At 68.8% G+C, this 26,306-nt stretch carries 30 protein-coding genes; 23 read left to right on the top strand and 7 right to left on the bottom strand.

Annotated features, from left to right (window positions below):
- Positions 1–11 precede the first annotated feature (11 nt).
- Genes AC07Y4_RS17975 through AC07Y4_RS17965 form a run of 3 tightly spaced genes read left to right on the top strand, consistent with a single transcriptional unit; the run spans position 12 to position 1,407 of the window.
- Positions 12–407, top strand: coding sequence for a VOC family protein (locus AC07Y4_RS17975; RefSeq protein WP_235926677.1), 396 nt, complete (start codon positions 12–14; stop codon positions 405–407).
- On the top strand, positions 404–790 hold the full coding sequence (locus AC07Y4_RS17970; RefSeq protein ID WP_487849298.1) for a TfoX/Sxy family protein: 387 nt from the start codon (positions 404–406) through the stop codon (positions 788–790). The genes AC07Y4_RS17975 and AC07Y4_RS17970 overlap by 4 nt, the downstream gene beginning before the upstream one ends.
- Positions 787–1,407, top strand: a complete 621-nt coding sequence (locus AC07Y4_RS17965; protein WP_307694277.1) for a 3'-5' exonuclease — start codon at positions 787–789, stop codon at positions 1,405–1,407. The genes AC07Y4_RS17970 and AC07Y4_RS17965 overlap by 4 nt, the downstream gene beginning before the upstream one ends.
- A gap of 14 nt (positions 1,408–1,421) precedes the next feature.
- On the opposite strand, the gene AC07Y4_RS17960 is transcribed toward AC07Y4_RS17965, so the two are convergent.
- Positions 1,422–2,150 carry an alpha/beta fold hydrolase gene (locus AC07Y4_RS17960; protein WP_487849299.1) on the bottom strand — a complete coding sequence of 243 codons (729 nt, stop codon included), beginning with the start codon at positions 2,148–2,150 and terminating at the stop codon, positions 1,422–1,424.
- Between the two features lie 168 nt (positions 2,151–2,318).
- On the opposite strand from AC07Y4_RS17960, the gene AC07Y4_RS17955 reads away from it, so the two are divergent.
- The 5 genes from AC07Y4_RS17955 to AC07Y4_RS17935 all read left to right on the top strand — a co-directional run bounded on the left by AC07Y4_RS17955 (position 2,319) and on the right by AC07Y4_RS17935 (position 6,837).
- Positions 2,319–2,636, top strand: a complete 318-nt coding sequence (locus AC07Y4_RS17955) for an ArsR/SmtB family transcription factor (RefSeq protein ID WP_095950627.1) — start codon at positions 2,319–2,321, stop codon at positions 2,634–2,636.
- A 303-nt stretch (positions 2,637–2,939) separates the two neighbouring features.
- Complete coding sequence (locus AC07Y4_RS17950; RefSeq protein ID WP_487849300.1) at positions 2,940–4,226, top strand: arsenic transporter; 1,287 nt, start codon at positions 2,940–2,942, stop codon at positions 4,224–4,226.
- A gap of 36 nt (positions 4,227–4,262) precedes the next feature.
- Complete coding sequence (gene arsC, locus AC07Y4_RS17945; protein WP_487849301.1) at positions 4,263–4,694, top strand: arsenate reductase (glutaredoxin); 432 nt, start codon at positions 4,263–4,265, stop codon at positions 4,692–4,694.
- On the top strand, positions 4,678–5,397 hold the full coding sequence (gene arsH / locus AC07Y4_RS17940; RefSeq protein WP_487849302.1) for an arsenical resistance protein ArsH: 720 nt from the start codon (positions 4,678–4,680) through the stop codon (positions 5,395–5,397). The genes arsC and arsH overlap by 17 nt, the downstream gene beginning before the upstream one ends.
- A 414-nt stretch (positions 5,398–5,811) precedes the next feature.
- On the top strand, positions 5,812–6,837 hold the full coding sequence (locus tag AC07Y4_RS17935; RefSeq protein ID WP_487849303.1) for an AraC family transcriptional regulator: 1,026 nt from the start codon (positions 5,812–5,814) through the stop codon (positions 6,835–6,837).
- Positions 6,838–6,847: 10 nt separating this feature from the next.
- Here the strand turns inward: AC07Y4_RS17935 and AC07Y4_RS17930 are convergent, their stop codons facing one another.
- Complete coding sequence (locus tag AC07Y4_RS17930; RefSeq protein WP_487849304.1) at positions 6,848–8,035, bottom strand: ABC transporter substrate-binding protein; 1,188 nt, start codon at positions 8,033–8,035, stop codon at positions 6,848–6,850.
- A 186-nt stretch (positions 8,036–8,221) separates the two neighbouring features.
- Between AC07Y4_RS17930 and AC07Y4_RS17925 the strand changes: the two genes are divergently transcribed.
- Genes AC07Y4_RS17925 through AC07Y4_RS17900 form a run of 6 tightly spaced genes read left to right on the top strand, consistent with a single transcriptional unit; the run spans position 8,222 to position 13,694 of the window.
- The gene (locus AC07Y4_RS17925; RefSeq protein ID WP_487849305.1) at positions 8,222–9,484 is read left to right on the top strand and encodes a dienelactone hydrolase family protein; all 1,263 of its coding nucleotides are present in this window, start codon (positions 8,222–8,224) and stop codon (positions 9,482–9,484) included.
- The gene (locus tag AC07Y4_RS17920) at positions 9,481–10,446 is read left to right on the top strand and encodes a PDR/VanB family oxidoreductase (RefSeq protein ID WP_487849306.1); all 966 of its coding nucleotides are present in this window, start codon (positions 9,481–9,483) and stop codon (positions 10,444–10,446) included. Before AC07Y4_RS17925 ends, AC07Y4_RS17920 begins: the two co-directional genes overlap by 4 nt.
- 23 nt (positions 10,447–10,469) lie before the next feature.
- The gene (locus AC07Y4_RS17915) at positions 10,470–11,837 is read left to right on the top strand and encodes an aromatic ring-hydroxylating dioxygenase subunit alpha (RefSeq protein WP_487849307.1); all 1,368 of its coding nucleotides are present in this window, start codon (positions 10,470–10,472) and stop codon (positions 11,835–11,837) included.
- The gene (locus tag AC07Y4_RS17910; RefSeq protein WP_487849308.1) at positions 11,834–12,322 is read left to right on the top strand and encodes an aromatic-ring-hydroxylating dioxygenase subunit beta; all 489 of its coding nucleotides are present in this window, start codon (positions 11,834–11,836) and stop codon (positions 12,320–12,322) included. Before AC07Y4_RS17915 ends, AC07Y4_RS17910 begins: the two co-directional genes overlap by 4 nt.
- Complete coding sequence (locus AC07Y4_RS17905; RefSeq protein ID WP_487849309.1) at positions 12,319–12,912, top strand: cysteine hydrolase family protein; 594 nt, start codon at positions 12,319–12,321, stop codon at positions 12,910–12,912. Before AC07Y4_RS17910 ends, AC07Y4_RS17905 begins: the two co-directional genes overlap by 4 nt.
- Positions 12,909–13,694: an SDR family oxidoreductase gene (locus AC07Y4_RS17900; protein ID WP_487849310.1), complete on the top strand. Its 786-nt coding sequence runs from the start codon at positions 12,909–12,911 to the stop codon at positions 13,692–13,694. The genes AC07Y4_RS17905 and AC07Y4_RS17900 overlap by 4 nt, the downstream gene beginning before the upstream one ends.
- 7 nt (positions 13,695–13,701) lie before the next feature.
- On the opposite strand, the gene AC07Y4_RS17895 is transcribed toward AC07Y4_RS17900, so the two are convergent.
- On the bottom strand, positions 13,702–14,700 hold the full coding sequence (locus tag AC07Y4_RS17895) for an AraC-like ligand-binding domain-containing protein (RefSeq protein ID WP_487863378.1): 999 nt from the start codon (positions 14,698–14,700) through the stop codon (positions 13,702–13,704).
- Positions 14,701–14,828: 128 nt separating this feature from the next.
- On the opposite strand from AC07Y4_RS17895, the gene gnd reads away from it, so the two are divergent.
- Positions 14,829–16,250, top strand: a complete 1,422-nt coding sequence (gnd, locus tag AC07Y4_RS17890; protein ID WP_487849312.1) for a decarboxylating NADP(+)-dependent phosphogluconate dehydrogenase — start codon at positions 14,829–14,831, stop codon at positions 16,248–16,250.
- Positions 16,251–16,393: 143 nt separating this feature from the next.
- Here gnd and AC07Y4_RS17885 read toward each other — a convergent pair whose 3' ends face one another.
- Positions 16,394–16,903 carry a gluconokinase gene (locus tag AC07Y4_RS17885; protein WP_487849313.1) on the bottom strand — a complete coding sequence of 170 codons (510 nt, stop codon included), beginning with the start codon at positions 16,901–16,903 and terminating at the stop codon, positions 16,394–16,396.
- A gap of 87 nt (positions 16,904–16,990) precedes the next feature.
- Entirely contained in the window at positions 16,991–18,085 is a 1,095-nt protein-coding gene (locus tag AC07Y4_RS17880; protein WP_487849314.1) for a PA0069 family radical SAM protein, read from the bottom strand.
- Positions 18,086–18,219: 134 nt separating this feature from the next.
- On the opposite strand from AC07Y4_RS17880, the gene AC07Y4_RS17875 reads away from it, so the two are divergent.
- The 8 genes from AC07Y4_RS17875 (at position 18,220) to AC07Y4_RS17840 (ending at position 24,235) form a co-directional block, all read left to right on the top strand.
- Entirely contained in the window at positions 18,220–18,822 is a 603-nt protein-coding gene (locus tag AC07Y4_RS17875; RefSeq protein ID WP_354347325.1) for a GbsR/MarR family transcriptional regulator, read from the top strand.
- Between the two features lie 68 nt (positions 18,823–18,890).
- The gene (locus AC07Y4_RS17870) at positions 18,891–19,322 is read left to right on the top strand and encodes a thiol-disulfide oxidoreductase DCC family protein (RefSeq protein ID WP_487849315.1); all 432 of its coding nucleotides are present in this window, start codon (positions 18,891–18,893) and stop codon (positions 19,320–19,322) included.
- 53 nt (positions 19,323–19,375) lie between these two features.
- Positions 19,376–20,317: an SAM-dependent methyltransferase gene (locus tag AC07Y4_RS17865; protein ID WP_487849316.1), complete on the top strand. Its 942-nt coding sequence runs from the start codon at positions 19,376–19,378 to the stop codon at positions 20,315–20,317.
- 30 nt (positions 20,318–20,347) lie between these two features.
- Complete coding sequence (locus AC07Y4_RS17860) at positions 20,348–21,388, top strand: SRPBCC family protein (RefSeq protein WP_487849317.1); 1,041 nt, start codon at positions 20,348–20,350, stop codon at positions 21,386–21,388.
- Complete coding sequence (locus AC07Y4_RS17855; protein WP_487849318.1) at positions 21,385–22,002, top strand: DUF4166 domain-containing protein; 618 nt, start codon at positions 21,385–21,387, stop codon at positions 22,000–22,002. The genes AC07Y4_RS17860 and AC07Y4_RS17855 overlap by 4 nt, the downstream gene beginning before the upstream one ends.
- Before the next feature lie 7 nt (positions 22,003–22,009).
- The gene (locus AC07Y4_RS17850; protein WP_095744544.1) at positions 22,010–22,357 is read left to right on the top strand and encodes a DOPA 4,5-dioxygenase family protein; all 348 of its coding nucleotides are present in this window, start codon (positions 22,010–22,012) and stop codon (positions 22,355–22,357) included.
- Between the two features lie 142 nt (positions 22,358–22,499).
- Entirely contained in the window at positions 22,500–23,426 is a 927-nt protein-coding gene (locus tag AC07Y4_RS17845; RefSeq protein ID WP_487849319.1) for a hypothetical protein, read from the top strand.
- Positions 23,427–23,434: 8 nt separating this feature from the next.
- Positions 23,435–24,235, top strand: coding sequence for a hypothetical protein (locus AC07Y4_RS17840; protein WP_487849320.1), 801 nt, complete (start codon positions 23,435–23,437; stop codon positions 24,233–24,235).
- 1 nt (position 24,236) lies between these two features.
- On the opposite strand, the gene AC07Y4_RS17835 is transcribed toward AC07Y4_RS17840, so the two are convergent.
- Entirely contained in the window at positions 24,237–24,881 is a 645-nt protein-coding gene (locus AC07Y4_RS17835; RefSeq protein WP_487849321.1) for a phosphoribosyltransferase, read from the bottom strand.
- Between the two features lie 83 nt (positions 24,882–24,964).
- The gene (locus AC07Y4_RS17830; RefSeq protein WP_487849322.1) at positions 24,965–26,299 is read right to left on the bottom strand and encodes a Rieske 2Fe-2S domain-containing protein; all 1,335 of its coding nucleotides are present in this window, start codon (positions 26,297–26,299) and stop codon (positions 24,965–24,967) included.
- Between the last annotated feature and the right edge of the window lie 7 nt (positions 26,300–26,306).

Genomic DNA, 26,306 nt, shown 5'->3' with positions numbered 1-26,306 from the left:
CTTCCTGCCCCATGCGCATCCGCATCGACCACATCGCCCTCTGGACCACCGACCTCGAACGCTGCAAGCGCTTCTACGTCGACTACTTCGGCGCCACCGCCGGTGCCGGCTACGTCAACCCGGCCAAGGGCTTCGCCTCGTGCTTCCTGAGCCTGGGCGACGGCGCGCGCATCGAGGCCATGACCACCAGCACCCTCTCGCCCGTGGTCGCCGAGGCCGGCGCGCAGCGCATGGGCTGGACGCACCTGGCGATCTCGGTCGGCTCCGACGCCGAGGTCGATGCGCTCACGCAGCGGCTGAAGGCCGACGGCTATCCATTGCTCGACGGCCCGCGCCGCACCGGCGACGGCTACTACGAGAGCGTGGTGCTCGACCCGGACGGCAACCGCATCGAGATCACTTCATGAGCGCCTTCGTCCAAAGCCTGCACGAGACCTTCGAACGCCTCGGCCGCATCGAGACCCGCCGCATGTTCGGCGGCCACGGCGTGTGGCACGAGGGCCGCATGATCGCGCTCGTCGCCAAGGACACGCTGTACCTCAAGTCCGATGCTGGCAGCGCCGCGCACTTCGACGCGCTGAACCTGCCGCCCTTCACCTACGTGCGCGAAGGCAAGGAAATGCCGATGTCGTACCGCCTCGCGCCGGCCGACCTGTTCGAAGACCGCGAGGAAGCCGCGCGCTGGGGCCGCCTGGCCTACGAAGCCGCGCTGCGTTCGGGCCAGCCGCCGAAGCCGAAGAAACCCAAACCCAAGACAACCCCCAAGGCCGCGAAAGCGAAGACCCGGTGAACGCCCCCCACAACAACAGCCACCGGCTCCCTCCGCTTCCCGAGCGCGAACAAATCGCACTGCTCGACCCCTTCGACAGCCTCGACCTGAAAGACATCGTGGTCGTCAGCTCGCTCGCCGAAGCCGAGCGCGCCGCGGACGAATTGCTCGACGCCGGCGTGGCGGGCTTCGACACCGAGTCGCGCCCCACCTTCGCGAAGAACGAAGTCTCGACCGGCCCGCACGTGGTGCAGTTCGCCACGCGCGACACGGCCTGGCTGTTCCAGCTGCACCGCGACGAATGCAACCCCGTGGTCGCGGGCCTGCTCGCGTCCACCGAACTGCGCAAGGTCGGCTTCGGCCTGTCGAGCGACCTGTCGCTGATTCGCCTGCGGCTGGCGATTGCGCCGCAGGCCGTGTTCGACATCGACGACGAGTTCCGCCGGCGCGGCTACCGCCGCTCGGTGGGCGTGAAGACGGCGGTGGCGCTGATGTTCAACCGCCGCTTCGCCAAGTCGCGCAAGGCGACCACCTCGAACTGGGCGCACAAGCAGCTCACCGAATCGCAGATCCGCTACGCGGCCAACGACGCCTATGCGTCGCTGCGCGTGTTCGACGCGCTCTTTCCCAACGGCTGACCGGGCGCCTTCCGTCAGTCGCGCCCCGCTTCGAGGATCGCCTGCGCCAGCCGCTGCGGGTTCGAGAAGAACATCTCGTGGCTGCCCGGGCACTCCACGAGCCGGAACAACCCCAGCCGCTCCGACAGCCGCGGATGCCACGGCAGGCTGTGCGGCAGCGCCGTGTCCTGCTGGCAGTTGACGTACGACTTGCCCAGCGCCAGCGCCGCCAGCGGCTGCTTCAGCTGGATCTTGTCGGTGAAGGTGCGGTACGGGTGCGGGTTGAGCTTGTCGTAGGCCGACTGCGCCAGCGCCAGGTCGGCGTCGTTGATGAAGGCCTCGCGCCAGATCTCGAAGGGCAGCATCACGGCGTTCTTGTTGGCGGCCGCCACCGCGTCGAACATGGTCACGTAATGCGGCGGCACCATGTCGTTGAGCGCCTCGCCATCGAGCGGCACGAAGGCGTTGATGTAGACCAGCCGCCGCAGCCGCGCCGCGATGCGGTCGGCCACGCCCGAGATCACCATGCCGCCGTAGCTGTGGCCCACGAGCCGCACCTGCGTGAGGTCCTTGGCCTCGATGAAGCGGACCACCGAGGCGATGGCGTCGGCCAGGCCGGTGCCCGCACGGTCGTCGCCGGGGTTGTTGCCTGCCACGGTGGGGCAATGCACGGTGTGGCCGGCCGCGCGCAGGCCGTCGGCCACGGCCTCCATTTCGGCGCCGGTGTGCCAGGCGCCGTGAACCAGAACATAGGTGTCGGACATGGATGTCTCCTTCGTTGGATGCGTCGTTGGGGAATGAACCGAGGGCGACTGTAGAAAAAGCGTTGCGTCGCGGATGGCCGCTGCCTGCCAGGGCGATGGCCGATTCGTGCCACCGGTCTTTTTGCGCCGAGGGTTGCCTCGATTCAATAATTCAAAGATACTTGAATAATGGAAGAAAACGATGTGGTCCGCGCCTTGGGCGCACTCGCGCAACCCGTGCGCCTGCGGGTGTTCCGTGCCTTGGTGGTCGCGGGGCCCGACGGGCTGACGCCGGGTGCGCTGACCGAAGCGCTGGCGGTTTCGGCCACCGGGCTGTCCTTTCACCTCAAGGAGCTGGTGAACGCGAGTCTCGTCTCGCAGGAGCGCCAGGGGCGCAACCTCATCTACCGCGCGTCGTTCGAGCGGATGAACGGCCTGCTCGGCTACCTCACCGAGAACTGCTGCCAAGGCGAGCCCTGTCTTCCGGCGACCACCTGCGACTGCTGACATGAAAGCCTGTGCTGTTGCACGCAGCGTGCGAGCGCTCTGGCGTGCTCCCGCCGACGGGGCACCTTGCTCCGCGAATGTCCCCCGGGGCTTCGCCCCTCCTCCTTTATTTCGCTGCGCAAGGCACCCCATCGACGTGAGCGTGTTCAGAGCGGTCGTTGATCGCCTGCACACCACCGCCGCGTCCCGTGCACAGGACACCGGGTGCTTCCCGCAGCGAAATCAAGGAGGAGGCCGCAGGCCGGGGGACATTCGCGGAGGGAAGTACCCGGTGGCCTGTGCACACGCCCTGAACAGAAGAACATGATCCCCGCCCTCCTCATCTTCATCTTCACGCTCGTGCTCGTCATCTGGCAACCACGCGGCCTGGGCATCGGCTGGAGCGCCTCGCTGGGCGCCGTCATCGCCCTGCTCTTCGGCGTGGTGCAGCTCACCGACATCCCCGTCGTCTGGGCCATCGTCTGGAACGCCACCGCGACCTTCATCGCCGTCATCCTCATCAGCCTGCTGCTCGACGAAGCCGGCTTCTTCGAATGGGCTGCCCTGCACGTGGCCCGTTGGGGGCGCGGCAACGGCCGGCGGCTGTTCGCCTTCATCGTGCTGCTGGGCGCCGCGGTCTCGGCCCTCTTTGCCAACGACGGCGCGGCGCTGATCCTCACGCCCATCGTGATGGCCATGCTCGTGGCGCTCGGCTTCACGCCGGCGACCACCCTGGCCTTCGTCATGGCGGCGGGCTTCATTGCCGACACGGCCAGCCTGCCGCTCATCGTGTCGAACCTCGTGAACATCGTGTCGGCCGACTTCTTCGGCATCGGTTTCAACGCCTACGCCTCGGTGATGGTGCCGGTCAACGTCGCGGCCGTGCTCGCGAGCCTGGGCGTGCTGCTGTGGTGCTTCCGGCGCGACATTCCCGCGCACTACGACATGGCCCGCCTCAAGAATCCCGCCGACGCGATCCGCGACCGCGACACCTTCCGCGCCGGCTGGGTCGTGCTCGCGCTGCTGCTCGTGGGCTTCTTCGGCCTGGAGCCGCTGGGCGTGCCGGTGAGCGCCGTGGCCGCCTTCGGCGCGGTGATCCTGCTCGCGGTGGCGGCACGCGGCCCGGCGATCGGCACGCGCCAGGTGCTGCGCGGCGCGCCCTGGCAGATCGTCGTCTTCTCGCTGGGCATGTACCTCGTGGTCTACGGGCTGCGCAACGCCGGACTCACCGGCCAGATCGCCACGCTGCTGAACCTGTTCGCGCAAGGCGGCGTCTGGGGCGCGGCCATGGGCACCGGTTTTCTCGCGGCGGTGCTCTCCTCGGTCATGAACAACATGCCGACCGTGCTGGTCGGCGCGCTGTCGATCGAGGCCTCGGGCGCGGTGGGCCTCGTGAAGGAGGCCATGGTCTATGCCAACGTGATCGGCTGCGACCTCGGGCCGAAGATCACGCCCATCGGCAGCCTCGCCACGCTGCTGTGGCTGCACGTGCTCGCCAGGAAGGGCATGACCATCACCTGGGGCCACTACTTCCGCATCGGCATCGTGCTGACCCTGCCCGTGCTGGCCGCGACGCTCGCCGCGCTGGCGCTGCGGCTCAGCCTGGGCTGATCCATTTTTCTTTCTTCTTCTCTCAACGAGCCTGCCATGAGCGACATCACGATCTATCACAACCCCGCCTGCGGCACCTCACGCAACGTGCTCGCGCTGATCCGCAACACGGGCGACGAACCCACCGTCATCGAGTACCTGAAGACCCCACCCGACCGCGCCACGCTCACGCAGCTGATCGCGGCGATGGGCGTGCCCGTGCGCGACGTGCTGCGCCAGAAGGGCACGCCGTACGACGAGCTGGGCCTCGGTGATCCGAAGTGGAGCGACGAACAGCTCATCGACTTCATGTTGCAGCACCCGATCCTCATCAACCGCCCCATCGTCGTCACGCCGCTGGGTACGCGCCTGTGCCGCCCTTCGGAAGCCGTGCTCGACATCCTGCCCAGGCCGCAGCAAGGCGCGTTCGCCAAGGAAGACGGCGAAGCCGTGATCGACGCGAAAGGCCAGCGTGTCGCCAAGCCCTGATCTGCCACACGTCGACGCCGATGCGTTCCAGGTTCCCCGCCTGCAGGAGCTTCTGCCCGCCGCACGCGCCACGCATGCACCACGCATCCTGCTGCTGTACGGATCGCTGCGCGAGCGCTCCTACAGCCGCCTGCTGACCGAAGAAGCCGCGCGCCTGCTGCGCGCGATGGGCGCCGAGCCCCGCATCTACGACCCGCGCGGCCTGCCGCTGCCCGACGGCGAACCCGAAGACCATCCGAAGGTGCAAGAGCTGCGCGATCTCGCGCAGTGGGCCGAGGGCATGGTGTGGACCTCGCCCGAACGCCACGGCGCGATGACCGGGATCATGAAGGCGCAGATCGACTGGATTCCGCTGGCCGTCGGCTCAGTGCGGCCCACGCAGGGCAAGACGCTCGCGGTGATGGAAGTGTCGGGCGGCTCGCAGTCGTTCAACGCGGTGAACCAGCTGCGCGTGCTGGGCCGATGGATGCGCATGATCACCATCCCCAACCAGTCGTCGGTGGCCAAGGCCTTCCTCGAGTTCGACGACGCGGGCCGCATGAAGCCCTCGCCCTACTACGAGCGCGTGGTCGACGTGATGGAAGAGCTGGTGAAGTTCACACTGCTCACGCGCGACTGCGCGGACCACCTGGTCGATCGCTACAGCGAGCGGCGCGAGAGTGCGGAAGCGCTGTCGAAGCGGGTCAACCTGCGCAGCATCTAGGGCCTGTTCACCCTATTTCTGGCGTCGCGAAGGTCTGCCACGGCGGGCCAATCAAGGCGCGTGACGCCGCGTGTGCATGCGCACACGCAAGGAGCGCAACGCCGAGTGGCCCGCCGTGGCAGACCTTCCCTTCGGGTTGGCCGGCAAAGGGGCCGTCTGCGGCGTTGCCCGCGCTTGCAAGGCAGAAGCCTTGCTGCGCACGGGCGCCTTGCAGCCAGCCCCTTTGCCGGCCAACGCGACGCCAGAAATAGGGTGAACAGGCCCTGGACACAAGCCAGGCAGGCTTCTTGCAACGGGGACGCCCGTTGCCCGGGCAACTCCCATGGCGGCGCGCGGCGCACCCACGTAGATTCCAGCGTAGAAAAAAGCGTCCGTTTCCGTCGCTTTCCCCACTTTGGCCCCGCAGGAGTGTCCATGGACGCATGGTCGAGTCAGCAACTGTCCCCGCTGTACAGGCGCGAGGTCTTCCGCTCGCGCGAGGCCGAAGAGACAGACGCGCGCGTGGCGCGCGAACTGAAGCCGCACCGCAGCGCGTGGGGCGCGGGCGATGTCGATGCCGTCTTCTGTCGCGCCGAGATGAGCGCACTGTCGCTGTGCATCCTGCGCTACGGCTGCGACGTCGACATCGAGCCCGACGCGCTCGGCAACTTCGTGCTGGTGCAGATGCCGCTGCGCGGCCGCGCCGACATCCACACCGGCGGACAGACGCTGCAGATCCACCCCGGCCAGGGCGCCATCATTTCCGCCCACAAGCCGGTGCGCCTGCGCTGGCACGCCGACTGCGAACAGCTGATGCTGAAGATCGAACTCAGCCGACTGCAGGAGGTGGCGCGCCATGCCTTCGCGCTGCGCGGCGGCGACACCGTGGGCGAGATCGATTTCGACATGCCCCTGCGCCTGGACGACGCGGCGGGCACGCAGTGGTGCCGCATGGTGGCAAGCCTGGCCTCGCTGCTGCCGCCCACGGAGTTCGAGCACTACGACCCGCGCTGGCTCGCGCACTGCGAAGACAACCTCATGCTCTACCTGCTGTGCCACCGGCCGAATTCGGTGCTGCAGCGGCATGCCGACGCGCAGCGCGGCACCGAGGAAACCAGCCTGCGGCAACTGCGGCGGGCCGAAGAATTCATGCGCGAGCGGCTCGACTCGCTGCTCTCGCTCGAAGAGGTGGCGCAGGCCGCGGGCGTCACGCGCCGCGGCCTCGCCCTGCTCTTCAGGCGCCACCGCGACCTCTCGCCCGGCGAAGTGCTGCGCAACATGCGGCTCGATGCCGCGCACGCGCAACTGGCGCGGCACGACGGCGCCAGCGTCACCGAGGTGGCGCTGAACTGCGGCTTCTCGCACCTGAGCCGCTTTGCCGCCTGCTACCGCGAGCGCTTCGGGCAATTGCCGCGCGACACCTCGCGCGACCCCGCGCGGCTGCCTGCCGCGCGGCACTGAACACACCTCCTCAGGACTTCATCGCGCACTGCACAGCCGTGCGGTCCTGGTAGCGCTCCAGCACGGTGCCGATCACCTTGTTGGCGATGCGCCCGCTGCCGTCCTTGGCGACCACGCGCAGGTAGTAGTTCTGGATCGGGAAGTTGTTGGGGCCGTAGCGGAAATCGCCGCGCACCGACTTGTAGTTGGCCGCCTTGATCGCCTTGAGCAGCGCAGGCTTGTCGGCCACCTTGCCGCCGACGTCGCGCACGGCCGCATCCATCGCCATCAGCACGTCGTAGGCCTGGCCGGCATAGAACGAGGGGTTGCGCCCGTTGTTCTGCTGGCGGAACGCGGCCACGAAGCGCTGGTTGGCCGGGTTGTCGAGGTCGAACGACCAGTGCGCGGTGTTGAACAGGCCCAGCATCGGCTCGCCGACAGCGGGGATCATGTCCTCGTCGGCCGAGAAGGCGGTGGAGATCAGTGCCACGTCCTTCGACAGCCCCGCGCCGACGAACTGCTTGATGAAGCTCACGCCCATCGCGCCGGGCAAAAAGAAGTACAGCGCATCGGGCTTCGACGCGCGGATCTGCGCCAGCTCCGCCGAGTAGTCGAGCTGCCCGAGCTTGGTGTACAGCTCGTCGCCCACGGCGCCCTTGAAGGTGTGCTTGAAGCCGTTGATGGCGTCCTTGCCGCCGGGGTAGCTGGGCGCGATCATCGCGACCTTCTTGAAGCCCTTGTCGCTCGCGAACTTGCCGGCCGACTCGTAGTACGCGTCGTTCGGGTACGAGGCACCGAAGAAGTACGGATTGCAGCGCGCACCCGAATAGTCGCTCGGGCCGGTGTTGCTCGACAGGTAGGGCACCTTGGCGGCGAAGAGCGGCGGGCCGACGGCCAGCGCGACCGACGAGCCGACGGGCCCGGTGAACAAATCGATCTTGTCGCGCAACAGCATGCGCTCGACCACCTGGCGCGCCATCTCGGGGTTGCCTGCCGTGTCGGCCTCGACGAACTCCACCGGCACGCCGCCGAGCTTGCCGCCCAGCTGCTTCATGGCCACGGCAAAGCCGGCCTTGGCCTCGGCGCCGCCGACGGCAAACGGGCCGGACAGGTCCATCGCCAGGCCGACTTTCACGGTCTGCGCCTGCGCGGGTAAAGCCAGCGCGCCCACCAGGACGGTGAGCGCGCACAAGACGGATCGGGGCGTGGCCTGCGACATGAAAGGTCTCCTCGGGGTGAGTTCGTTGAACGTGGGGGGCAGCAAATGCAGGGCGCAGTCTCTGTGCCGCGGCGGCGCCCCGCTATCCGTTTCGTGCGACCGAAACCGCTGCACGAAATGGACAGACAACGCCCCGGCGCGCTCCACAGAATCGCCGCCGACCCCACCACTTCAAGAGACGAACCGATGAGCAACACCATCGACATTCCCACCGGCGACGGCACCCAGACCTTTCGCGGCTACCTGGCCCTGCCGGCCTCGGGGCGCGGCCCCGGCATCGTGCTGTGCCAGGAGATCTTCGGCGTCAATGCCTACGTGCGCGAGGTGGCCGACCTCTATGCGCAGGAAGGCTACGTGGTGCTCGCGCCCGACCTGTTCTGGCGCATGGAGCCCGGTGTCGATCTGGGCTACTCGCCCGAAGACTGGCAGCGCGCTTTCGGCTTCTTCCAGAAGTTCGACATCGAAGCCGGCGTGGCCGACGTCACGGCGAGCGTGAAGGCGCTGCGCGCGCACCCGGCCTGCACCGGCAAGGTCGGCGCACTGGGCTTCTGCCTCGGCGGCAAGCTGGCCTACCTGGCCGCCGCGCATTCGGGCGTGGACGCGGCCGTGGGCTACTACGGCGTGGGCATCGAGGGCGCGCTCGACCTCGTGCCGCAAATCAAATGCCCGATCGCCCTGCACTTTGCGGAGCTCGACCAGTTCTGCCCGCCCGAGGCCCGCGCCCAGGTGCTCGAAGCCTTCGCCGGCCGGCCCGATGCGCAGATGTACGTGTACCCCGGCGTCGACCATGCGTTTGCGCGCACCGGCGGCGACCATTTCGACAAGCCCTCCACGCTCATGGCGCACCAGCGCTCGATGGCGCTGTTCAAGGACGCGATCGGCCCGGTGTACGACCTCTCTGCGCTGTGGGACAAGCATTGCGAGTACGAATTCGCCACGCGCGACGTGGTCGCCACCATGGCCACGATGGTGAGCGAGCCCTACGTGAACCACATCCCGACCATGACCGGCGGCGTGGGCGCCAAGGAGCTGTCGCGCTTCTACAAGCACCACTTCATTCCGAGCACGCCGCCCGACACGCGGCTCACGCCCATCTCGCGCACCGTGGGCGCTACGCAGATCGTGGACGAGATGCTGTTCTGCTTCACCCACACGGTCGAGATCGACTGGCTGCTCCCGGGCATCGCGCCCACCGGCAAGCCGGTGGAGATTCCGCTCGTGGCCATCGTGAAGTTCCGCGGCGACAAGCTGTACCACGAGCACATCTACTGGGACCAGGCCAGCGTGCTGGTGCAGATCGGCCTGCTCGATCCGAAGGGCCTGCCGGTGGCCGGCGCCGAGACGGCGCGCAAGCTGGTCGACGAGACGCAGCCGTCGAACACGCTGATGCCGCGCTGGGAAAAATCGACCGGCCTCACCATCGCCGATCCGGCGCTGCCCTTGGGATGAACGGCGCCTCCGACATGCTGGCGCTGGTCGTGGACGCGGTCACGCCGCTCACGCCGGCCATCAAGGCCTTCGTGCTGCGCTCGGCCAGCGGCGAGCCGCTGCCGCCGTTCGCGCCGGGCGCGCACCTGGGCGTGCAGGTGGTACAGGCCAACGGCCACACGGGTCAGCGCGCCTACTCGCTCGCCCGGCCGCACGACGGCTCCGACCGCTGCGAAATCGCGGTGCTGTGCGAACCGCAGGGCGCGGGTGGCTCGGCCTGGATGCACGCGCTGCAACCCGGCACCGCGCTGGCCGCGCACGCACCGCGCAACGACTTCGCGCTGCACGCGGGCAGCGCGCCGCCGCTGCTCATCGCGGGCGGCATCGGCATCACGCCGCTGCTGTGCATGGCGCGGTCGCTCGCGGCCGAAGCGCGCCCCTTCGACTTCGTCTACGCCACGCGCAGCGAAGAAGCCACGGCCTACCTGCATGAGGTGCGCGCGCTCGGCGGCACGGTGGTGCACGACGGCGGCGTCCCCGCACGCGGCCTCGACCTGCGCGCGCTGCTGGCCGCGCCCGTGCCCGGTCGCCACCTGCATGTGTGCGGCCCGCGCGGCATGGTGCAGGCCGTGGTCGACACCGCCCGCGCGCTCGGCTGGCCCGACGACCACGTGCACTTCGAACTCTTCGCCGGCGCCATCGAGCAGGCAGGCGACGCGCCCTTCGAGGTGCGCACGCTGCGCTCGGGCAAGACGCTGACCGTGGCGCCCGACCAGAGCCTGCTCGACGTGCTCATCGCCGCCGGCCTGGACCCGCTGTACGACTGCCGCCAGGGCGACTGCGGCGTGTGCGTGGTGGACGTGGTCGAGGGCGTGCCCGACCACCGCGACCACAACCTCAGTCCGCGCGAGAAGGCGGACGGCAAGACCCTGTGCACCTGCGTGTCGCGCGCCAAGACGCCGCACCTGGTGCTCGACATCTGATGACGTTTCAGGAGACCCACCCGATGAATTCCGTGATCCCCATCATCCCCATCGCGGCGACAAGCCCGATCGACATCCAGTCGCTCGTGCAGCCCGACCGCGTGCACAAGCGCGTCTACACCGACCCCGCCATCTTCGAGCTGGAAATGGACCGCGTGTTCGGCCAGGCCTGGATCTACATCGGCCACGAAAGCCAGGTGCCCAAGCCCGGTGACTACTTCACCACCCGCCTGGGCCGCGAGCCCGTGGTGATGGTGCGCCACACCGACGGCCAGGTGCACGTGATGTTCAACCGCTGCCCGCACAAGGGCGCCAAGCTCGTGCCCGACGGCAGCGGCAGTGCCGGCAAGTTCCTGCGCTGCCTGTACCACGGCTGGACCTTCAAGTGCGATGGCAGCCTGCTGTCGGTGCCGCTGCGCAGCGGCTACGAATGCACCGCGCTCGACCTGAAAGACCCGCAGTACGGCGTGCGCAAGGTGGCGCGCGTGGCTTCGCACCGCGGCTTCGTGTTCGCCAGCCTGTCGGAAGACGGGCCCGAGCTGAAGGAATTTCTGGGCGGCGTGGCCACTTCGCTCGACAACTTCTGCGACCGTGCGCCCGAGGGCGAAGTGGAAGTGGCCGGCGGCGTGCAGCGCGTGATCCAGCGCAACAACTGGAAGATCTTTTTCGAGAACCTGCACGACACCATCCACGCCGTGGCCACGCACGAGTCGTCGTGGCGCGCGGCCAAGGAAGAGCACGAGGCCATGCCGGCCGGCACGCCCAAGCCCTTCGAGGTGGTGATCGTCGACGGCAACGGCGAGCCGCTGGAGTTCTGGGAGAAGCTGGAGCTCAAGGGCTACGACCACGGCCACGGCTTCATGGAAGGCATCTTCGTGCCGCCCACCGACCCGGTGAGCCTGGCCTACGTGGCCTCGCTCGAGGCCGCGAAGGGCGCCGAACAGGCCGACGCGATCCTGCGCGTGAACCGGCACAACACCATCGTGTACCCGAGCTGCTCGCCGCACACCTCCTTCCAGCAGATCCGCGTGATCCGGCCGCTGTCGGTGGACCGCACGCTGGTCGAGATCTTCAGCTTCCGGCTCAAGGGCGCGCCCGAGGCCACTTTCCAGCGCACGCTCAAGTACACCAACATCGTCAACTCGCCCTCGTCGAACGTGATGCCCGACGACCTGGAGGCCTACAACCGCGTGCAGGAAGGCCTGGGCTCGGACGGCGGCGACTGGGTCAGCATGCACCGCGCCGCCGGGCGCGACCAGCCGCTGCCGGGCGGGCGCGCGTCCAACGGCAACAGCGAGATGCCCTCGCGCAACATGTTCGCGGCGTGGGCCGGGTACATGGGCGTCGACACGGGTGTCAAGACGAACGAACAGACCGGGAGCGCCGAATGAACTTCCGCGACTGGAACGAACAGCAGGACCTCACGCAGTTCCTGCACCACGAGGCGCGCCTGCTCGACGAGCACCGCTGGGACGAATGGCAGAAGCTCTTCACGCCCGACGGCCTGTACTGGGTGCCGCTGGTGCACGGCCAGGCCGACCACCTCAACCACGCCTCGCTGTTCTGCGAGGACGCCCTGCTGCGCTCGATGCGCGCGCGGCGGCTCGAGCAGGCGCGCGCCTATTCGCAGCAGCCGCCCACGCGCACCGTGCACGTGCTGGGCAACATCGCGCTCGAGTCTCGCGACGACGACGCGGGCTGCACCGTGCGCTCGACCTTCCTGCTGCTGGAGTGGCGCAAGACCGAGCAGCGCACCTTCGGCGGCAGCGTGCTGCACACGCTGCGCCGCGCCGACGACGGCTGGCGCATCCAGACCAAGCGCATCGACCTCGTGAACTGCGACGCGCCGCACGAAGCCCTGCAGGTGTTCCTGTGAAGGCCGCACTGCTGGCGATGCACTACCAGAACGACGTGCTGCACGCCGACGGCAAGGTGCGCGTGGGCGTGGCCGCCGACGACCCGGCGCGCCCGCGCCTCATCGCGTCGGCCGCGCGGCTCATCGCCGGGGCACGCGCGAACGGCGTGCCGGTGATCTTCGTGCGCATCGCCTTCGCGCCGGACTACGCGGACTGCCTGCGCAACTGCACGCTGTTCCGCCGCGTGGCCGAGAGCGGCGCGGTGCAGGAAGGCAGCTGGGGCGCGGGCTTCTACGACGAGCTCGCGCCGCGGCCGGGCGAGGCCGTCGTCACCCACAAGCGCAACAACCCCTTCTGGGCCAGCGGGCTCGAAGAGGCGGTGCGCGCCACCGGCGCCAGCCGCCTGTACGTGGCTGGCATCGCCACCAACCACGTCGTCGAGCACGGCGCGCGCCATGCGAGCGACCTGGGCTACGACGTGGCCGTGGTCGCCGACGCCTGCAGCACCGCGCAGGCGCACCTGCAGGCAGCCAGCCTGGAAACCCTGGCGATGCTCGCGGACGTGGTGCGCGTGGACGACGCCGTCGCGCAGATGGAAGGCCGGCCATGACGACGCTGCAAGGCAAGGTCGCGATCGTGACCGGCGCCGCCGCGCTGCTGGGCAGCGCCATCGTGCGCGCCTTCGTGCAGGCCGGCGCGCGCGTGGTGGCGGTCGACATCGACACCGCGCGCGGCGCCGCCTTGGCGGCCGACGTGGGCGCGGGCTGCCGCTTCGTCGCCTGCGACATCGCCTCGGACGACGCGCTCGATGCGCTCGTGGCCGGCACGCTGCGCTCCGAAGGCCGCATCGACTTTCTCATCAACAACGCCGTGGTCTACGGCGATGCGGGGCTGGACGCCGCACGCGCCGACTGGCTGGGCGCGCTGAACGTCAACCTGGTCTCGGGCGCGATGCTGGTGCAGAAGACCGCCGACGCACTGGCCACACACGGCGGCGCCATCGTGAACATGGGCAGCGTCGGCGGCAAGTTCGGCGCGGCGGGCCGGGCGCTGTACCCGGCGGCCAAGGCCGCCATCCTGCAGCTCACGCGCAACCAGGCCGCCACGCTGGCGCCGCGGGGCGTGCGGGTGAACTCGGTGTCGCCGGGCTGGACCTGGTCGGACGCGCTGTCGCGCATGACGAACGGCGACCGCGCACGGGCCGACCGCGTCGGCGCGCCGATGCACCCGCTGGGCCGCGTGGGCGACGGCGACGACGTGGCGCAGGTGGTGCTGTTCCTGTGTTCGGACGCGGCGCGCTTCGTCACCGGCGCGGACATCCCGGTCGACGGCGGCTTCTCGATGCTGGGGCCCGACCAGGGCCGCTCGGCGCGCGACTGGTTCGGGGCCTAGCCGGCGTTCAGCCGCGCGACTGCCGCAGCGCGCCCGGCGTGCCGCCCAGGTGCCGGCGGCACAGGCGCACGAAGTGCGAGGCGTCGGCCAGCCCGACGCGCAGGCCGATCTGCGCCACGCTCAGGCGGTCGAAGCGCGCATCGGCCAGCATGCGCTGCGCCACCTGCATGCGGCAGGCGGCCAGCGCGTTGGCGAAGGTGGTGGCGCTGTGCCCTGCCCCGCCGCCTTCGGCCAGGCAGCGATGCAGGCTGCGCTCCGAGATGCCGAGCCCCTGCGCCACAGCCGCGGCCGTGAGGCCCGGCTCGGCATGGCGCTCGCGGGTGGCGTCGAGCACGCGCTGGCGCAAGGCGGCGCGGCCGCACGGGTCGGGCATGGCCGCGCCGCCGGTCGGGCCAAGCGCCAGGGCCAGCAGGCCGCCTAGCTGGTCGGCGAGCAGCGCCGCCGGCAGCGGCGGCCGCAGGGCCACCTCGGGCGACAGCGCCTGCGCGAAGCCGCTGAGCGCCGCGCCCCAGCCGCTGTGCCCGTCGATGCGGCGCGCCACGTGGTCGCCGGCGTCGGGCAGCCACGACTCGACCCACGCGGTCGGCAGCTCGATCGACACCGTGTCGGCCGACTGCTGCAGGTGAAAGGCGTAGCAGCGCCGCGAGTCGACCAGCACCGCGTCGCCGGGCAGCAGGCGCGCCGAGCGCTCTTCCTGCACCGCGACCCAGGGTGAGTCGGCCTTGCACAGCAGGTAGTAGAAGTTGTGGCGGCTGTGGGCGATGGCGCGGCGCGTGCGGTACACGTCCTGTGCGCTGCCGCGCACCCGGTTCACGTGCAGCGGCCCGAGCGGCGCGGATTCGAGCGAGGCGCCGAAGCGGCCGGCCAGCGGGCTGGTCACGTCCATCTCGAGAAAGCCTTCGCAGACCGCGCCGATCCAGTAGTCCAGCCGCTGCGGCGGCGGCACGGTGTCGGTCGACCAGGTGTGGATCGCAGCAGGGGCTGCGGGCATGGCGGCGGAAGTCATCCCGCCAACATAGCCAGCCCGGGCCCGTTTGCCAAGCGGGTATAGACGCCCTCCGACGCCGCGGCGCGCGGGTGCCCGGCACAATGGCCCGCTTCATCCACCGCACACGCACGAAGGGCCCGGCACACATGAGCAAGCAAAGCGATTTCGGACTGATCGGCCTGGCCGTGATGGGACAGAACCTGGTGCTGAACGTGGAAAGCCGCGGCTTCCAGGTCAGCGTCTACAACCGCACCGAGGCCACCACCGAGGCCTTCCTTGCCGCCCACCCCGGCAAGCAGCTGGTGGGCGCGAAGACGCTCGAAGAGTTCGTCCAGAGCCTGGCCCGACCCCGCAAGATCCAGATCATGGTCAAGGCCGGCGCGCCGGTGGACCAGGTGATCGAACAACTCATTCCGCTGCTGGACAAGGACGACATCGTCATCGACGGCGGCAACAGCCTGTACACCGACACCGAACGCCGCGACGCCTACCTGGCGAGCAAGGGCCTGCGCTTCATCGGCGCAGGCGTGTCGGGCGGCGAGGAAGGCGCGCGCAAGGGGCCGTCGATCATGCCGGGCGGCCCGGCGTCGACCTGGGAGGTGATGAAGCCGATCTTCGAGAGCATCGCGGCCAAGGTGGACGGCGAGCCCTGCGTGATCCACATCGGCCCGGGCGGCGCGGGCCACTACGTGAAGATGGTGCACAACGGCATCGAGTACGGCGACATGCAGCTGATCTGCGAGGCCTACAGCCTGTTCAAGGCGGCCGGCTTCACGACCGACGAGATGGCCGCGATCTTCAACGAATGGAACGAGGGCGAGCTGCAGAGCTACCTGATCCAGATCACCGCCAAGGCGCTCGAACAGAAAGACCCCGAAACCGGCCAGCCGGTGGTCGACCTCATCCTGGACAAGGCCGGCCAGAAAGGCACGGGCCAGTGGACGCTGCTGAACGCGGCCGAGAACGCGGTGGTCATCAGCACCATCAACGCCGCCGTCGAGGCGCGCGTGCTGTCGTCGCAGAAGAAGCAGCGCGTGGCGGCCAGCCAGCTGCTGCAGGGGCCGAAGATCGAACTGTCGCTGGAGAAAAAAGCGCTGGTGGCCAAGGTGCACGACGCGCTCTACGCCTCGAAGGTCATCAGCTACACGCAGGGCTTCGACCTGATCCAGACGATGGGCGAGAAGAAAGGCTGGCAGCTCGACCTGGGCGGCATCGCCTCGATCTGGCGCGGCGGCTGCATCATCCGCGCGCGCTTTTTGAACCGCATCACCGACGCCTTCCGCCGCGACCCGGCGCTGGGCAACCTGATGCTCGACCCGTTCTTTCAAGACCTGCTGAACCGCACGCAGCAGAACTGGCGCGAGGTGGTGGCGCTGGCGGTGAGCAACGGCATTCCGGTGCCGGCCTTCAGCGCCTCGCTGGCCTACTACGACAGCTACCGCACAGCGCGCCTGAGCGCGAACCTGCTGCAGGCGCAGCGCGACTTCTTCGGGGCGCACACGTACGAGCGGGTCGACAAGCCGGAGGGCCAGTTCTTCCACACCGACTGGCCCGAAGTCATCGAATAAATAAGTTGGGCTCGCCCCCAGGCTTCGCGCACTTCGTGTCGCTTTGCCAACCCCCTACCGGGGGCAACACCAGCGGCCCGGCAAAGCCGGTTCCGCGGTGTTTCTGGTGAATGCCCGCTCGCCGCCTCTTCAGGTGATGCGACTCAGCCGGCGTCGGCCAGCCAGTCGCGCACCACGCCGACCGACTGCGCCAGCGGCGCCGTCGCATCCACCGCCAGCACGCCGGCCTCGCCCACCGGCGATTCGAGCGTGGCGAACTGGTTGTCCACGAGGCTGGCCGGGAACATGTGCAGCCCGGCGCCCGCGCGCACAGCCACGCGGCGCTCGGCTTCAGCGCGGTCGATCTGCATGAACACGAAGCGCAGGCCCGGCGCGGCGGCGCGCAGCTGGTCGCGGTAGCTGCGCTTGAGCGCGGAGCAGGTCATGACGGCGCCTTGCGGCGCGTCGGCCAGGGCGCGGCCCAGCGTGGCCAGCCAGCCGGCGCGGTCGGCGTCGGTGAGCGCGATGCCGCGGCTCATCTTGTCGACGTTGGCGGGCGGATGGTGGTCGTCGCCCTCGATCAGCGGCAGCCCGAGCGCGGTGGCCAGCGCCGCGCCCATGCTGGACTTGCCGCAGCCCGAAACCCCCATCACCACGAGCCAGACCCTGTTCATGCGCGCCCTTGACCTTGTTTGAAGCAGCCGATGCCGAATGCGTGCCGAAGCCGGCACGGCCACGAATCTACCGCGTCGGCGCGATGTTCAGAACAGGCTGCCCTGCCCCACGGCGCCGGGCGGGCGAAAGGCCCCGGTGTCCAGCGCGATCCGCTCGCGGTTGAAGCCCAGCCGGTGCGTCGCCTTCTGGAAGCGCTGGTGGATCAGGTCGGCCCACAGGCCGCTGCCCTTCATGCGCGTGGCGAAGTCGGCGTCGTAGTCCTTGCCGCCGCGCATCTCGTGGATGCGCGCCATCACGCGATCGGCGCGCTGTGGGTAGTGCAGCTCGAGCCATTCCTTGAAGAGCGGCGCCACCTCCCACGGCAGCCGCACCACCGTGTAGAAGGCGCTGCGCGCGCCGGCCTCCCAGGCGGCTTCGAGCACCTGCTCCATGTCCTCGGTGATGAACGGAATCTGCGGCGCCACGCTCACGCCGACCGGCACGCCGGCCTCGGCCAGGGTGCGGATGGTGCGCAGCCGCCGGTGCGGCGCGGCGGCGCGCGGCTCGAGCTTGCGCGCCAGCTCGCCGTCGAGCGTGGTCACGGTCACGTACACGGCCGCGAGCCGGTCGGCGGCCATGGGCGCGATCAGGTCGAGGTCGCGCTCGACCGCGCTCGACTTGGTGACCAGCGCGAACGGATGCCGCACCTCGCTCAGCAGCTCGATCACGCCGCGCGTGAGCCGCAGTTCGCGCTCGATGGGCTGGTAGCAGTCGGTGGCGGTGCCGATGGCGAGGTTGCTGGGGCGGTAGCCCTTGCGCCCGAGTTCGGCGCGCAGCACCTCGACGAGGTTGCGCTTGGCGATCAGCTTGGTCTCGAAGTCCAGCCCGGGCGAGAGGTTCAGGTAGCTGTGCGTGGGCCGCGCAAAGCAGTAGATGCAGCCGTGCTCGCAGCCGCGGTACGGGTTGAGCGAACGGTCGAAGGGGATGTCGGGCGACTCGTTGCTGCTGAGCACCGACTTCACGTCCTCGAAGCGCACCTCGGTGGCCAGTGGCAACAACCCGGCGGCTTCGGCTTCGCCGTCTTCCAGCGTGCCCCAGCCGTCGTCGAAGGCGTCGCGCTCGTCCTTGGAGAACCGGTGCGCGAGCCGCGTGGCCGCGCCTCGGCCCTTGATGATGTGGATGGGAACCTGGGCGGCGGGCATGGCGAGTCCTTGGAAGGAAACAGGAAACAAGTCGAATAACTGTTTATTCATACAGTATTTCACTTTTGCGGCCGACATGCAGCGTTTTTTATTTCTGTATTGACAGAAATTCAGGAATTCCTAAACTCGGTGCCATGGAACTCACCGACATTCAACGCAAGTTCGTCCTGCACTGGGGCGAGATGGGCTCCATGTGGGGCGTGAACCGCACGGTCTCGCAGATCCACGCCCTACTCTTCGCGCACGGCAAGCCGATGCACGCCGAAGAGCTGTCGGAAACGCTGGGCGTGGCCCGCTCCAACGTCAGCAACAGCCTGAAGGAACTGCAGGCCTGGAACCTCGTGCGCGTCACCCACACGCTGGGCGACCGGCGCGACTACTTCGAGACCAGCGTCGACGTGTGGGAGCTGTTCCGCACCGTGGTGCGCGAGCGCAAGGAGCGCGAGTTCGACCCCACCATCCGCGTGCTGCGCGAGATCGTCGCCAGCCCCGATTTCCAGAAGGAGCCGCCCGATGCGCAGGACCGTATCCGCTCCACCATGGACCTCATGACCAAGCTCGCCACCTGGGCCGACGAGATGCTGCGGCTGTCGCCCGGCACGCTCGACAAGGTGCTCACGCTGGGCGCCAGCGTGCAGAAGTTCGTGCGCGGCGACAGCCCACCGCCCCCCGCCCCTCCTGGCGCGGGCAAGGGCGACGACCCCGACGCGCACCACGCCAGCCTGCCCATGATCTGAGAAAGGCCACGTCCTTTTTTTGCCTTTCTATTTCTGTTTTGACTGAAATATCGAGAACCAAAAGCACCATGACCCGCTTCGCCCCCGCCACCTACCCGCTCACCGTCTATTTCGACGCCACCTGCCCGCTGTGCACGGCCGAGATGGGCGCCATGCAGGCGCGCGACAGCGCAAAGCGGCTGCGCCTGGTCGACTGCTCGCCCATCGGTTTCGCGGACGGCCCGGCACCGCGCGAGGCGCTGATGCGTTCGCTGCACGCGGTCGATGCCGCAGGCCGGCTGCGCGTGGGCGTGGATGCGATCCGCGCCTGCCGCGCGGCGGTGGGCCTGCCGGCCGGCGGCGCCGTGCTCGACCTGCCGGTGGTCGGCCGGCTGGCCGATCGCGCCTACGCGGTGCTGGCGCGCAACCGCTACCGGCTGCCGCGCTGGCTGGTCCTGCGGCTCGCGGGGCACGGTGCGATCGCACCGACCACTTGTGCCGACGACCACTGCAAGCTCTAAAAAAACCACTCACGCTGTCACACCCCACCCGCTCACGTCCGAAGGAGTTTTCGATGCCCGACGTCTTCCAGCCCGACTTCCGCCTGCCCGGCACCGCGCGGCCTGCGCCGCCCGCCGTCGAAGGCCACGTGAGCCGCGAGGACACGCAGGACTATTTCACCGAGGTCGCCGACGACTACCGCGCCTGGAGCCCCAGCTACAACATGCACTTCGGCTTCTGGCGCCTGGGCCTGAACCCGCTGCGCCGCGAGGGCATGCTGATCGAGATGAACCGCACCGTCGGCCGAGCACTGCAACTCGACACCACCACCCATGCCCCGCGCTGCGTGGTCGACCTGGGCTGCGGCGCCGGCGCCACCTCGCGCACGCTGGTCGGCGACGACCCGGCGCTGCATGCGGTCACCGTGACCAACGTGCCGGTGCAGAACGGCATCGCCGCGCGGCTCGATGCCCGCGCCGGCGTGGCCGACCGCGTCGCGCACGTCGAGGCCGACTACACGCGCACCGGCCTGCCCGCCGCCCAGGCCGACGGTGCCTGGGCGCTCGAAAGCGCCTGCTACGCCGAGGGCACCGCCAAGGCCGACTTCGTGCGCGAGGCCGCGCGGCTGCTCAAGCCCGGCGCGCGGCTGGTGGTGGTCGACGGCTTCCTGCTGCGCCGCCGGCCGGGCCGGCTCGCGGGCTGGCTGCACCGCCTGTGGGCCGACAGCTGGGCCGTGCCCACGCTGGCCCAGCGCGAGGACTTCACGGCCGCGCTGCGCGCACACGGCTTCGAGGACGTCGAGTTCACCTCGCTGCGCTGGCGCGTGGCGCCGAGCGCGCTGCACATCCCGGTGCTGGCCACGCGCTTCACGCTGGCCGAACTGTGGAAGGCCCGCGGCAGGCTCAGCCCCTGGCGCCGCAAGCACATCGTGGCCAGCTACTGCGCACTCGCACTGGGCATGTTCTGGCGCGACTTCGACTACGCCATGGTGACGGCCCGGCGCAGCGCCAGCTGAGACATCACAAAAAGAGGAGAAGAGATTTCCATGCGCACCGAGCCCGAAGAAAGCACACTCGCCGACCTGCCGGCCAACGACGACGTGCCGGCCCCCAAGCCCGTGCGCGGCATGCCCTTCGGCTGGTTCTGGCCCATGTTCGCCGGCGCGGCGCTGGCGCTCGTGCTGCGCCTCGTCTTCAGCGGCGGCCCCGGCCAGCCCTTCTCGGCCATGCTGGGCTCCTTCGTCTACTTCGCGCCCGCGGCGTGCGGCGCGGTCACGGTGTATATGGCCGAGCGCATCGAGCGGCGCAGCTGGGGCTACTACCTCTGGGCGCCGTGGGTGGCCACTGCGCTGTTCGTCGGCGGCACGCTGATGGTGTTCATCGAGGGCATCATCTGCGCCGCCTTCATCGTGCCGCTGTTCGCGGTGATGGGCAGCGTCGGCGGGCTGGCCATGGGCATCGTGTGCCGCATCACCAACTGGCCCAAGCCCGCGCTCTACAGCTTTGCCCTGGTACCGCTGCTGCTCGGCGGCATCGAGCCTCAATGGCCCAACCCCGACCAGTTCTCGAACACCTCGCGCACGCTCTTCATCGCGGCGCCGGCCGGGCGCGTGTGGCACGAGCTCAACGCCGCGCGCGACATCCGCCCCAGCGAAGTCGGCGATGCATGGGCCTACCGCGTCGGCGTGCCGATGCCGGTGTCGGGCGTGACCGTCGACACACCCGAGGGCCGCGTGCGCCAGGTGCAGTGGCAGAAGAACGTGCATTTCGAAGAGGTCGTCACCGAGTGGCAGCCCGATCGCCTGCTGAAGTGGCGCTTCCGCTTCACGCCCGACTCCTTCCCCGCCGGCGCGCTCGACGACCACGTGATGATCGGCGGCCAGTACTTCGACCTGCGCGACGCCACCTACACCCTGACCCCGCGCGACGGTGGCACCGAGCTGCGCGTCGCGGTGTCGTGGCGGCTGAGCACGCGCTTCAACTGGTATGCGGATCCGGTCATGCAGTTCCTGCTTGGCGACGCCTCCGAGAACATCCTGCGCTTTTACAAGGCGCGCAGCGAAGCCACCCAGGCGGTGGCGGGATGAGCGCACCACCCGTCTTCCAGCAGGCGCTCGGCCCCGCATGGGACCGGCTCGGCGACATCATCCGCCGCCACTACACGATGGCGCCGTTCTCCGACGACTACGTCTGCGTGCGCGGCACGATGAGCGAGGTCTGGCACGCCCCCTGGGCCGCGCTGCTGATGCCCTTCGGCCGGCTGTTCGGCGCACTGGTTCCGCACCAGGGTACCCACGTGCCGATCGAGGTGCACTACCGCTGCCACCCCGGCAACGCCCATCTCTACTGGGACCGCGTCTTCCACTTCCCGGGCAGGCCGCCTTTTCATTTCCGCTCGCACATGGAGCACGACGCGGCGCAAGGCAGCGAGGTGATCGAATACGTGCGCTTCGGCATCGGCATGCGCCTGGCGGTGAGCGCGGAAGACGGCGCGCTCGTGTTCCGCGACAAGGGCTACATCTGGCGCCTCGCGGGGCTGCGCATTCCGCTGCCGCTGGGCCTCTTTCCCGGCACCGCCTACGTCGAGGAACGGCCCGATCCGTCCGACCCCGACCACTTCACGATGAAGATGCTGCTGCGCCACCGCTGGTTCGGCGACGTGATTCGCTACAGCGGACGCTTCCGCCTCGGTTCACAATGAGCCCACCATGCCGCGCCGCCCCGAAAACCTCTACGCCCAGTACCACGCCCACATCTACTTCGCCCCCGCCACGCTGGCGCAGGCGCGCGAGCTCAGCGAGCGCGCCGGCCGCGAGCTGATGGTGGTGGTGGGCCGGGTGCACGAACGCCTCGTCGGCCCGCACCCGCACTGGAGCTGCCAGCTGGCTTTCGACGCCGCCGAGTTCGACGAGGTCATCGGCTGGCTCGACGCCAACCGCAACGGCCTGGACGTGTTCGTGCACGGCGTGACCGGTGACGACTTCGCGGACCACACAGCCCATGCGATGTGGTTGGGCGAAGAAAGCGCGCTCGATCTGCGGATGTTCAGGCGGTAGCAGAAAAGAAGCCTCCTGTCCTCCCGAGAACATCTGACGGCCCGCTGTTCTCAAAGCGTCCGGCGCGGCGCATCATCGTTGTGGCCTCCGCACTGCTCGCTCGAAGCGTCAGGCGAGAAGGTCGCCAACGAGGAGGAACACCATGGTTTCGTTGCGACGGATCGGCACCTGTGGGGTGCTGCTGGGTATTGCGTGCCTGCTCTCGGCATGCTCGACGATAGAGAGCATGTCCCGGCTCAAGTCCGGTCCCGGCGTCGACATTGCACCCACCGAAGTGGCGGCCTTTGCGCGAGACCAGGCCCTTGTACAAACCACATTGCGATCACTGGCCTTGCAAGGCAGTGCGGCCAACAGCACCGCGGACTGGGACCAGATCATCGAAGCCGGCATGGGCTACGCCGACTCTCGCTGCGAGGCCTACATGCAGTCCCTGTTTCGCTTGAACCGCAACCGCCACACCGTCGTCGCGGAAATTGGCCTGCTCGGGGGCGCGGCGGCAGGCCTCATGGCCGCGGCCAAGTCCGCGGCCAAGGACGTCTCGATGGTCGCCATCGCCTTCGGCCTCGCGGGCTCGTCGGTGGACACGCTCAGCAGCAATCTGCTGTATGACCTCGATCCGTCGTCGGTGCGCGCCCTGGTAAAGGAGCTTCAGAGCAAGTTTCGCCAGGCCAACCCGAAGGGCTACACCAACTGGCCGGCGGCTTCCGCCGTGATCCGGAGCTACTCGGTGCTGTGCGTTCCCGCCAACATCGAAGCCGAGGTCAATCTCTCGGTCAAGAAGGCGGTCCCCGGCACCACCGCGGCCGACCCCGCCAAGGGACAGCCGCCCGCCGTGACCAACGCGATCCCCGCCGCGGCGCCCAGCGGCCGCTTCGGCAGCGACAACAGTTCTGACGTGCTGCGCACATTCGCGTTGCCCGGAGGCGTTGCGAATGCCGCGAACCGCAAGCGCCTCGAAGCCTATCTGCAAGCACGCCAGATCAAGGTCAGCATCGCCAGCTTCCTGAACGACGCCGCCTTCGCAGATGAGCGCCAGCGCGCCATCGCGTTTCTGAGCCTTCCCCTCTAGGAGCCGCCATGAGCACGCAAGAGCAACTTCGAGACATCCCGTTCAACAAGCTTGAACAGGTGCGACAAGACTTCCATGCGTTGGGTGCCACCACCCAGGTCGTTCCCCAGGGCGGGAACATGTTCACGGTGATCGCGACCTTCGACCAGCCGGTGCATCTTTCGCCATTCGCCACGCAGGACCCTGCGGAAGTCACCGCCGCCGTTGCGGCCATCGCGCCGTCCACGGCCATGCCGCCGCCCCGGAATTCGACCGCGTTCGCAGAACTGTCGGGCGAGTATCTGGCCTACTTCGAAAGCTGCGCGATCCGCCCCGACAAGCGCCTGCTCGTCGACGCGCGCCTGCAGAAGCTGCGGGCGGGGGAAGCCATCTACAGGGCGGTGGGCAACGCGCTGGGAGGCGTCCCCTGGTTCTTCATCGGGATCATCCATTCGCTGGAGTCGAACTTCCACTTCGGCAAGCACCTGCATAACGGCGATCCCCTCACCCAGCGAACGGTCCGCGTGCCAGCCGGCCGCCCGGTGCAGGGAGACCCTCCGTTTTCCTGGGAAGCCAGCGCCAAGGATGCGCTGCGCATGAAGGGCTTCGACCAGCAGTCCGACTGGAGCACGGCCCGCATGCTTTACCGCTGGGAGGCCTACAACGGCTTCGGCTACCGGCCCCGTGGTGTCCCGTCCGCGTACCTCTGGAGCTTCTCGACTCACTACACCAAGGGTCGTTTCGTCGAAGACCACGTGTTCGATCCGAACAGCGTCTCTCAGCAATGCGGTGCCGCCGTGATGCTGAAGGCCTTGCAAGCCACACTCTGATTCAAGGTTCGCCGCGCGCCTGCGCGAGCAGCGCGCAGACCTCCTCATCCGTCGTCTGCGAGAAGTCTTCATACCAGGCACCAACCGCGCGAAACACCGTGGGGCAGCGCACGCACAGCACGTCGTCGGCTTCGCGCTGCAAGGCCTCGCAGGCCTCGGGCGACGCCACGGGCACGGCGGCGATGACGCTGCCGGCGCCCTGTCGCCGCAGTCCGCGAACCGCAGCACGCATGGTGGCGCCGGTGGCAAGTCCGTCGTCGATCACGAGCACCGTGCGGCCTTGCACCTCGCACGCCGGGCGATCACCGCGATAGACCTGCGTGCGGCGCGCCAACTCGGCGAGTTCAGCACGGACCACGGCATCGATCTCCGAAGGCCGCAGGTCCAGCGTGCGCACCAGGTGTTCGTCGATCTCGGGCAAGCCATCGCCCGCGAGCGCGCCGAAGGCGTACTCGGGTTGTTCGGGCAGGCCCAGCTTGCGCACCACCAGCACGTCGAGTGGCAGCCGCAGCGCGCGGGCCACCTCGAAGGCCACCGGCACGCCGCCGCGCGGCAGCGCCAGCACCACGGCGTCCGCAAAGCCGCCCCTTCGCCGCAACAACGCAGCGAGCTGGCGGCCGGCCTGTGCGCGATCACGAAACTTCACGGCGTGTGCTCCCGACCTGGGATGTTCACACGCTGTTCGCGTCGAGGCGAGCCCCGGCGCAAAGACCCGGATCGCGGCGTGCGTTACGCAGCCTCTTGCGTTTCCACCTCGGTGTCCGATGTGCCGCCGTGCACCTTGAAGAACTGCGCCCCTTCGACCTTCTGCCCGATGGCCTGCTCATACGCCGCGCGCACATCGTCGGGCTGCCCGGCCTGCCCGAAGAAGTCCTTCAGGTACGGCCCCAGCAGCGGATGCGCGGCCAGCTCCTCGCGCGGCAGGCCGTGCAGCATCTCGTCGCGGCAGGCCGAGGGCAGGAACACGTCGCGGTTCTTCCCGGGGTCGCGGATCAGGCCCTTGGGCTCATGCGACGGGTCGGCCTGCATCGACTCGAGTTCTTCAAAGAAGCGCCGGCGCATCATCACGATGCCCTTGTCGCTCTGGCCCAGCTTCTCGCGCGTGCGGTCGGTCACGGTGCCCTGCCCCACCCAGACCACGAAGTCCTGGTTGGCGACGTGGCTGGTGATCCAGCGGCCCGTGGCCGGGTCCTTGATGGGGCCGTACCACGAGGGAATGCGCTCCTGCACATAGGGCTCCTGTTCGGTCGGCACGCGGCTGAGCACCCACAGCACGCTCAGCGTGTGGTGATCGTCGATGGGCACGCGCCACTCGAAGTGGTGGCCCAGGAAGAAGCCGTTGGGCCACAGCGTGACGCGGCCGGTGGTCCACATCACGTTGTCTTCGCGCTCGCCGCCGCGCAGGCGCTTGTAGACGAAGCCGTGCTCGAACTCCTCGAAAGCGAGCTTGAGGTGCGTGGGCACGTAGGGGCCTTCGTCGCCCTGCAGGCGCGTGGTCCAGTTGTTGTGCGTCCACTCGAAATGCACGGGGTCGATGGAGTTCTCCTGGCACTGGAACCAGTTGCAGGGAATCTCGGCGAACACGGCCTGCGCGAAACCGTTCTTGCAATTGAAGAGCTCCCAGTCGGGCAGCAGCGGCGCGGGCTGCGGGCCCATGTAGGCCCACAGCAGGCCGGCCTTTTCCTGCACGGGGTAGGCCTTGATCTTCGTGTTCTTGCGCATGCGCGCGTCGGGGTCCAGCGTTTCTTCAAACGGCTGGTGGATGCACTGGCCGCTGGTGTCGTACTGCCAGCCGTGGTAGCTGCAGCGCAGGCCGCACTTCTCCACATAGCCGTACGACATGTCGGCGTTGCGGTGCGGGCAGCGGCGGTCGACCAGGCCGTAGTTGCCGCTCAGGTCCTTGTAGAGCACGAGGTCCTCGCCGAGGATGCGCAGCGGCTTCACGGCCTTGTCGTCGAACTCGCTGGCGCCGGCGATCGGGTGCCAGTAGCGGCGCAGGTAATCGCCCATGGGCTTGCCCGGACCCACTTCGGTCAGCAGGCGGTTCTTTTCTTCGCTCAACATGCATCGT

This window comes from Variovorax sp. GW460-12-1-14-LB1, assembly GCF_059423605.1.
The sequence above is the reverse complement of the archived record's forward strand: the minus strand, read 5'-3'. Positions and strand labels throughout refer to the sequence as shown.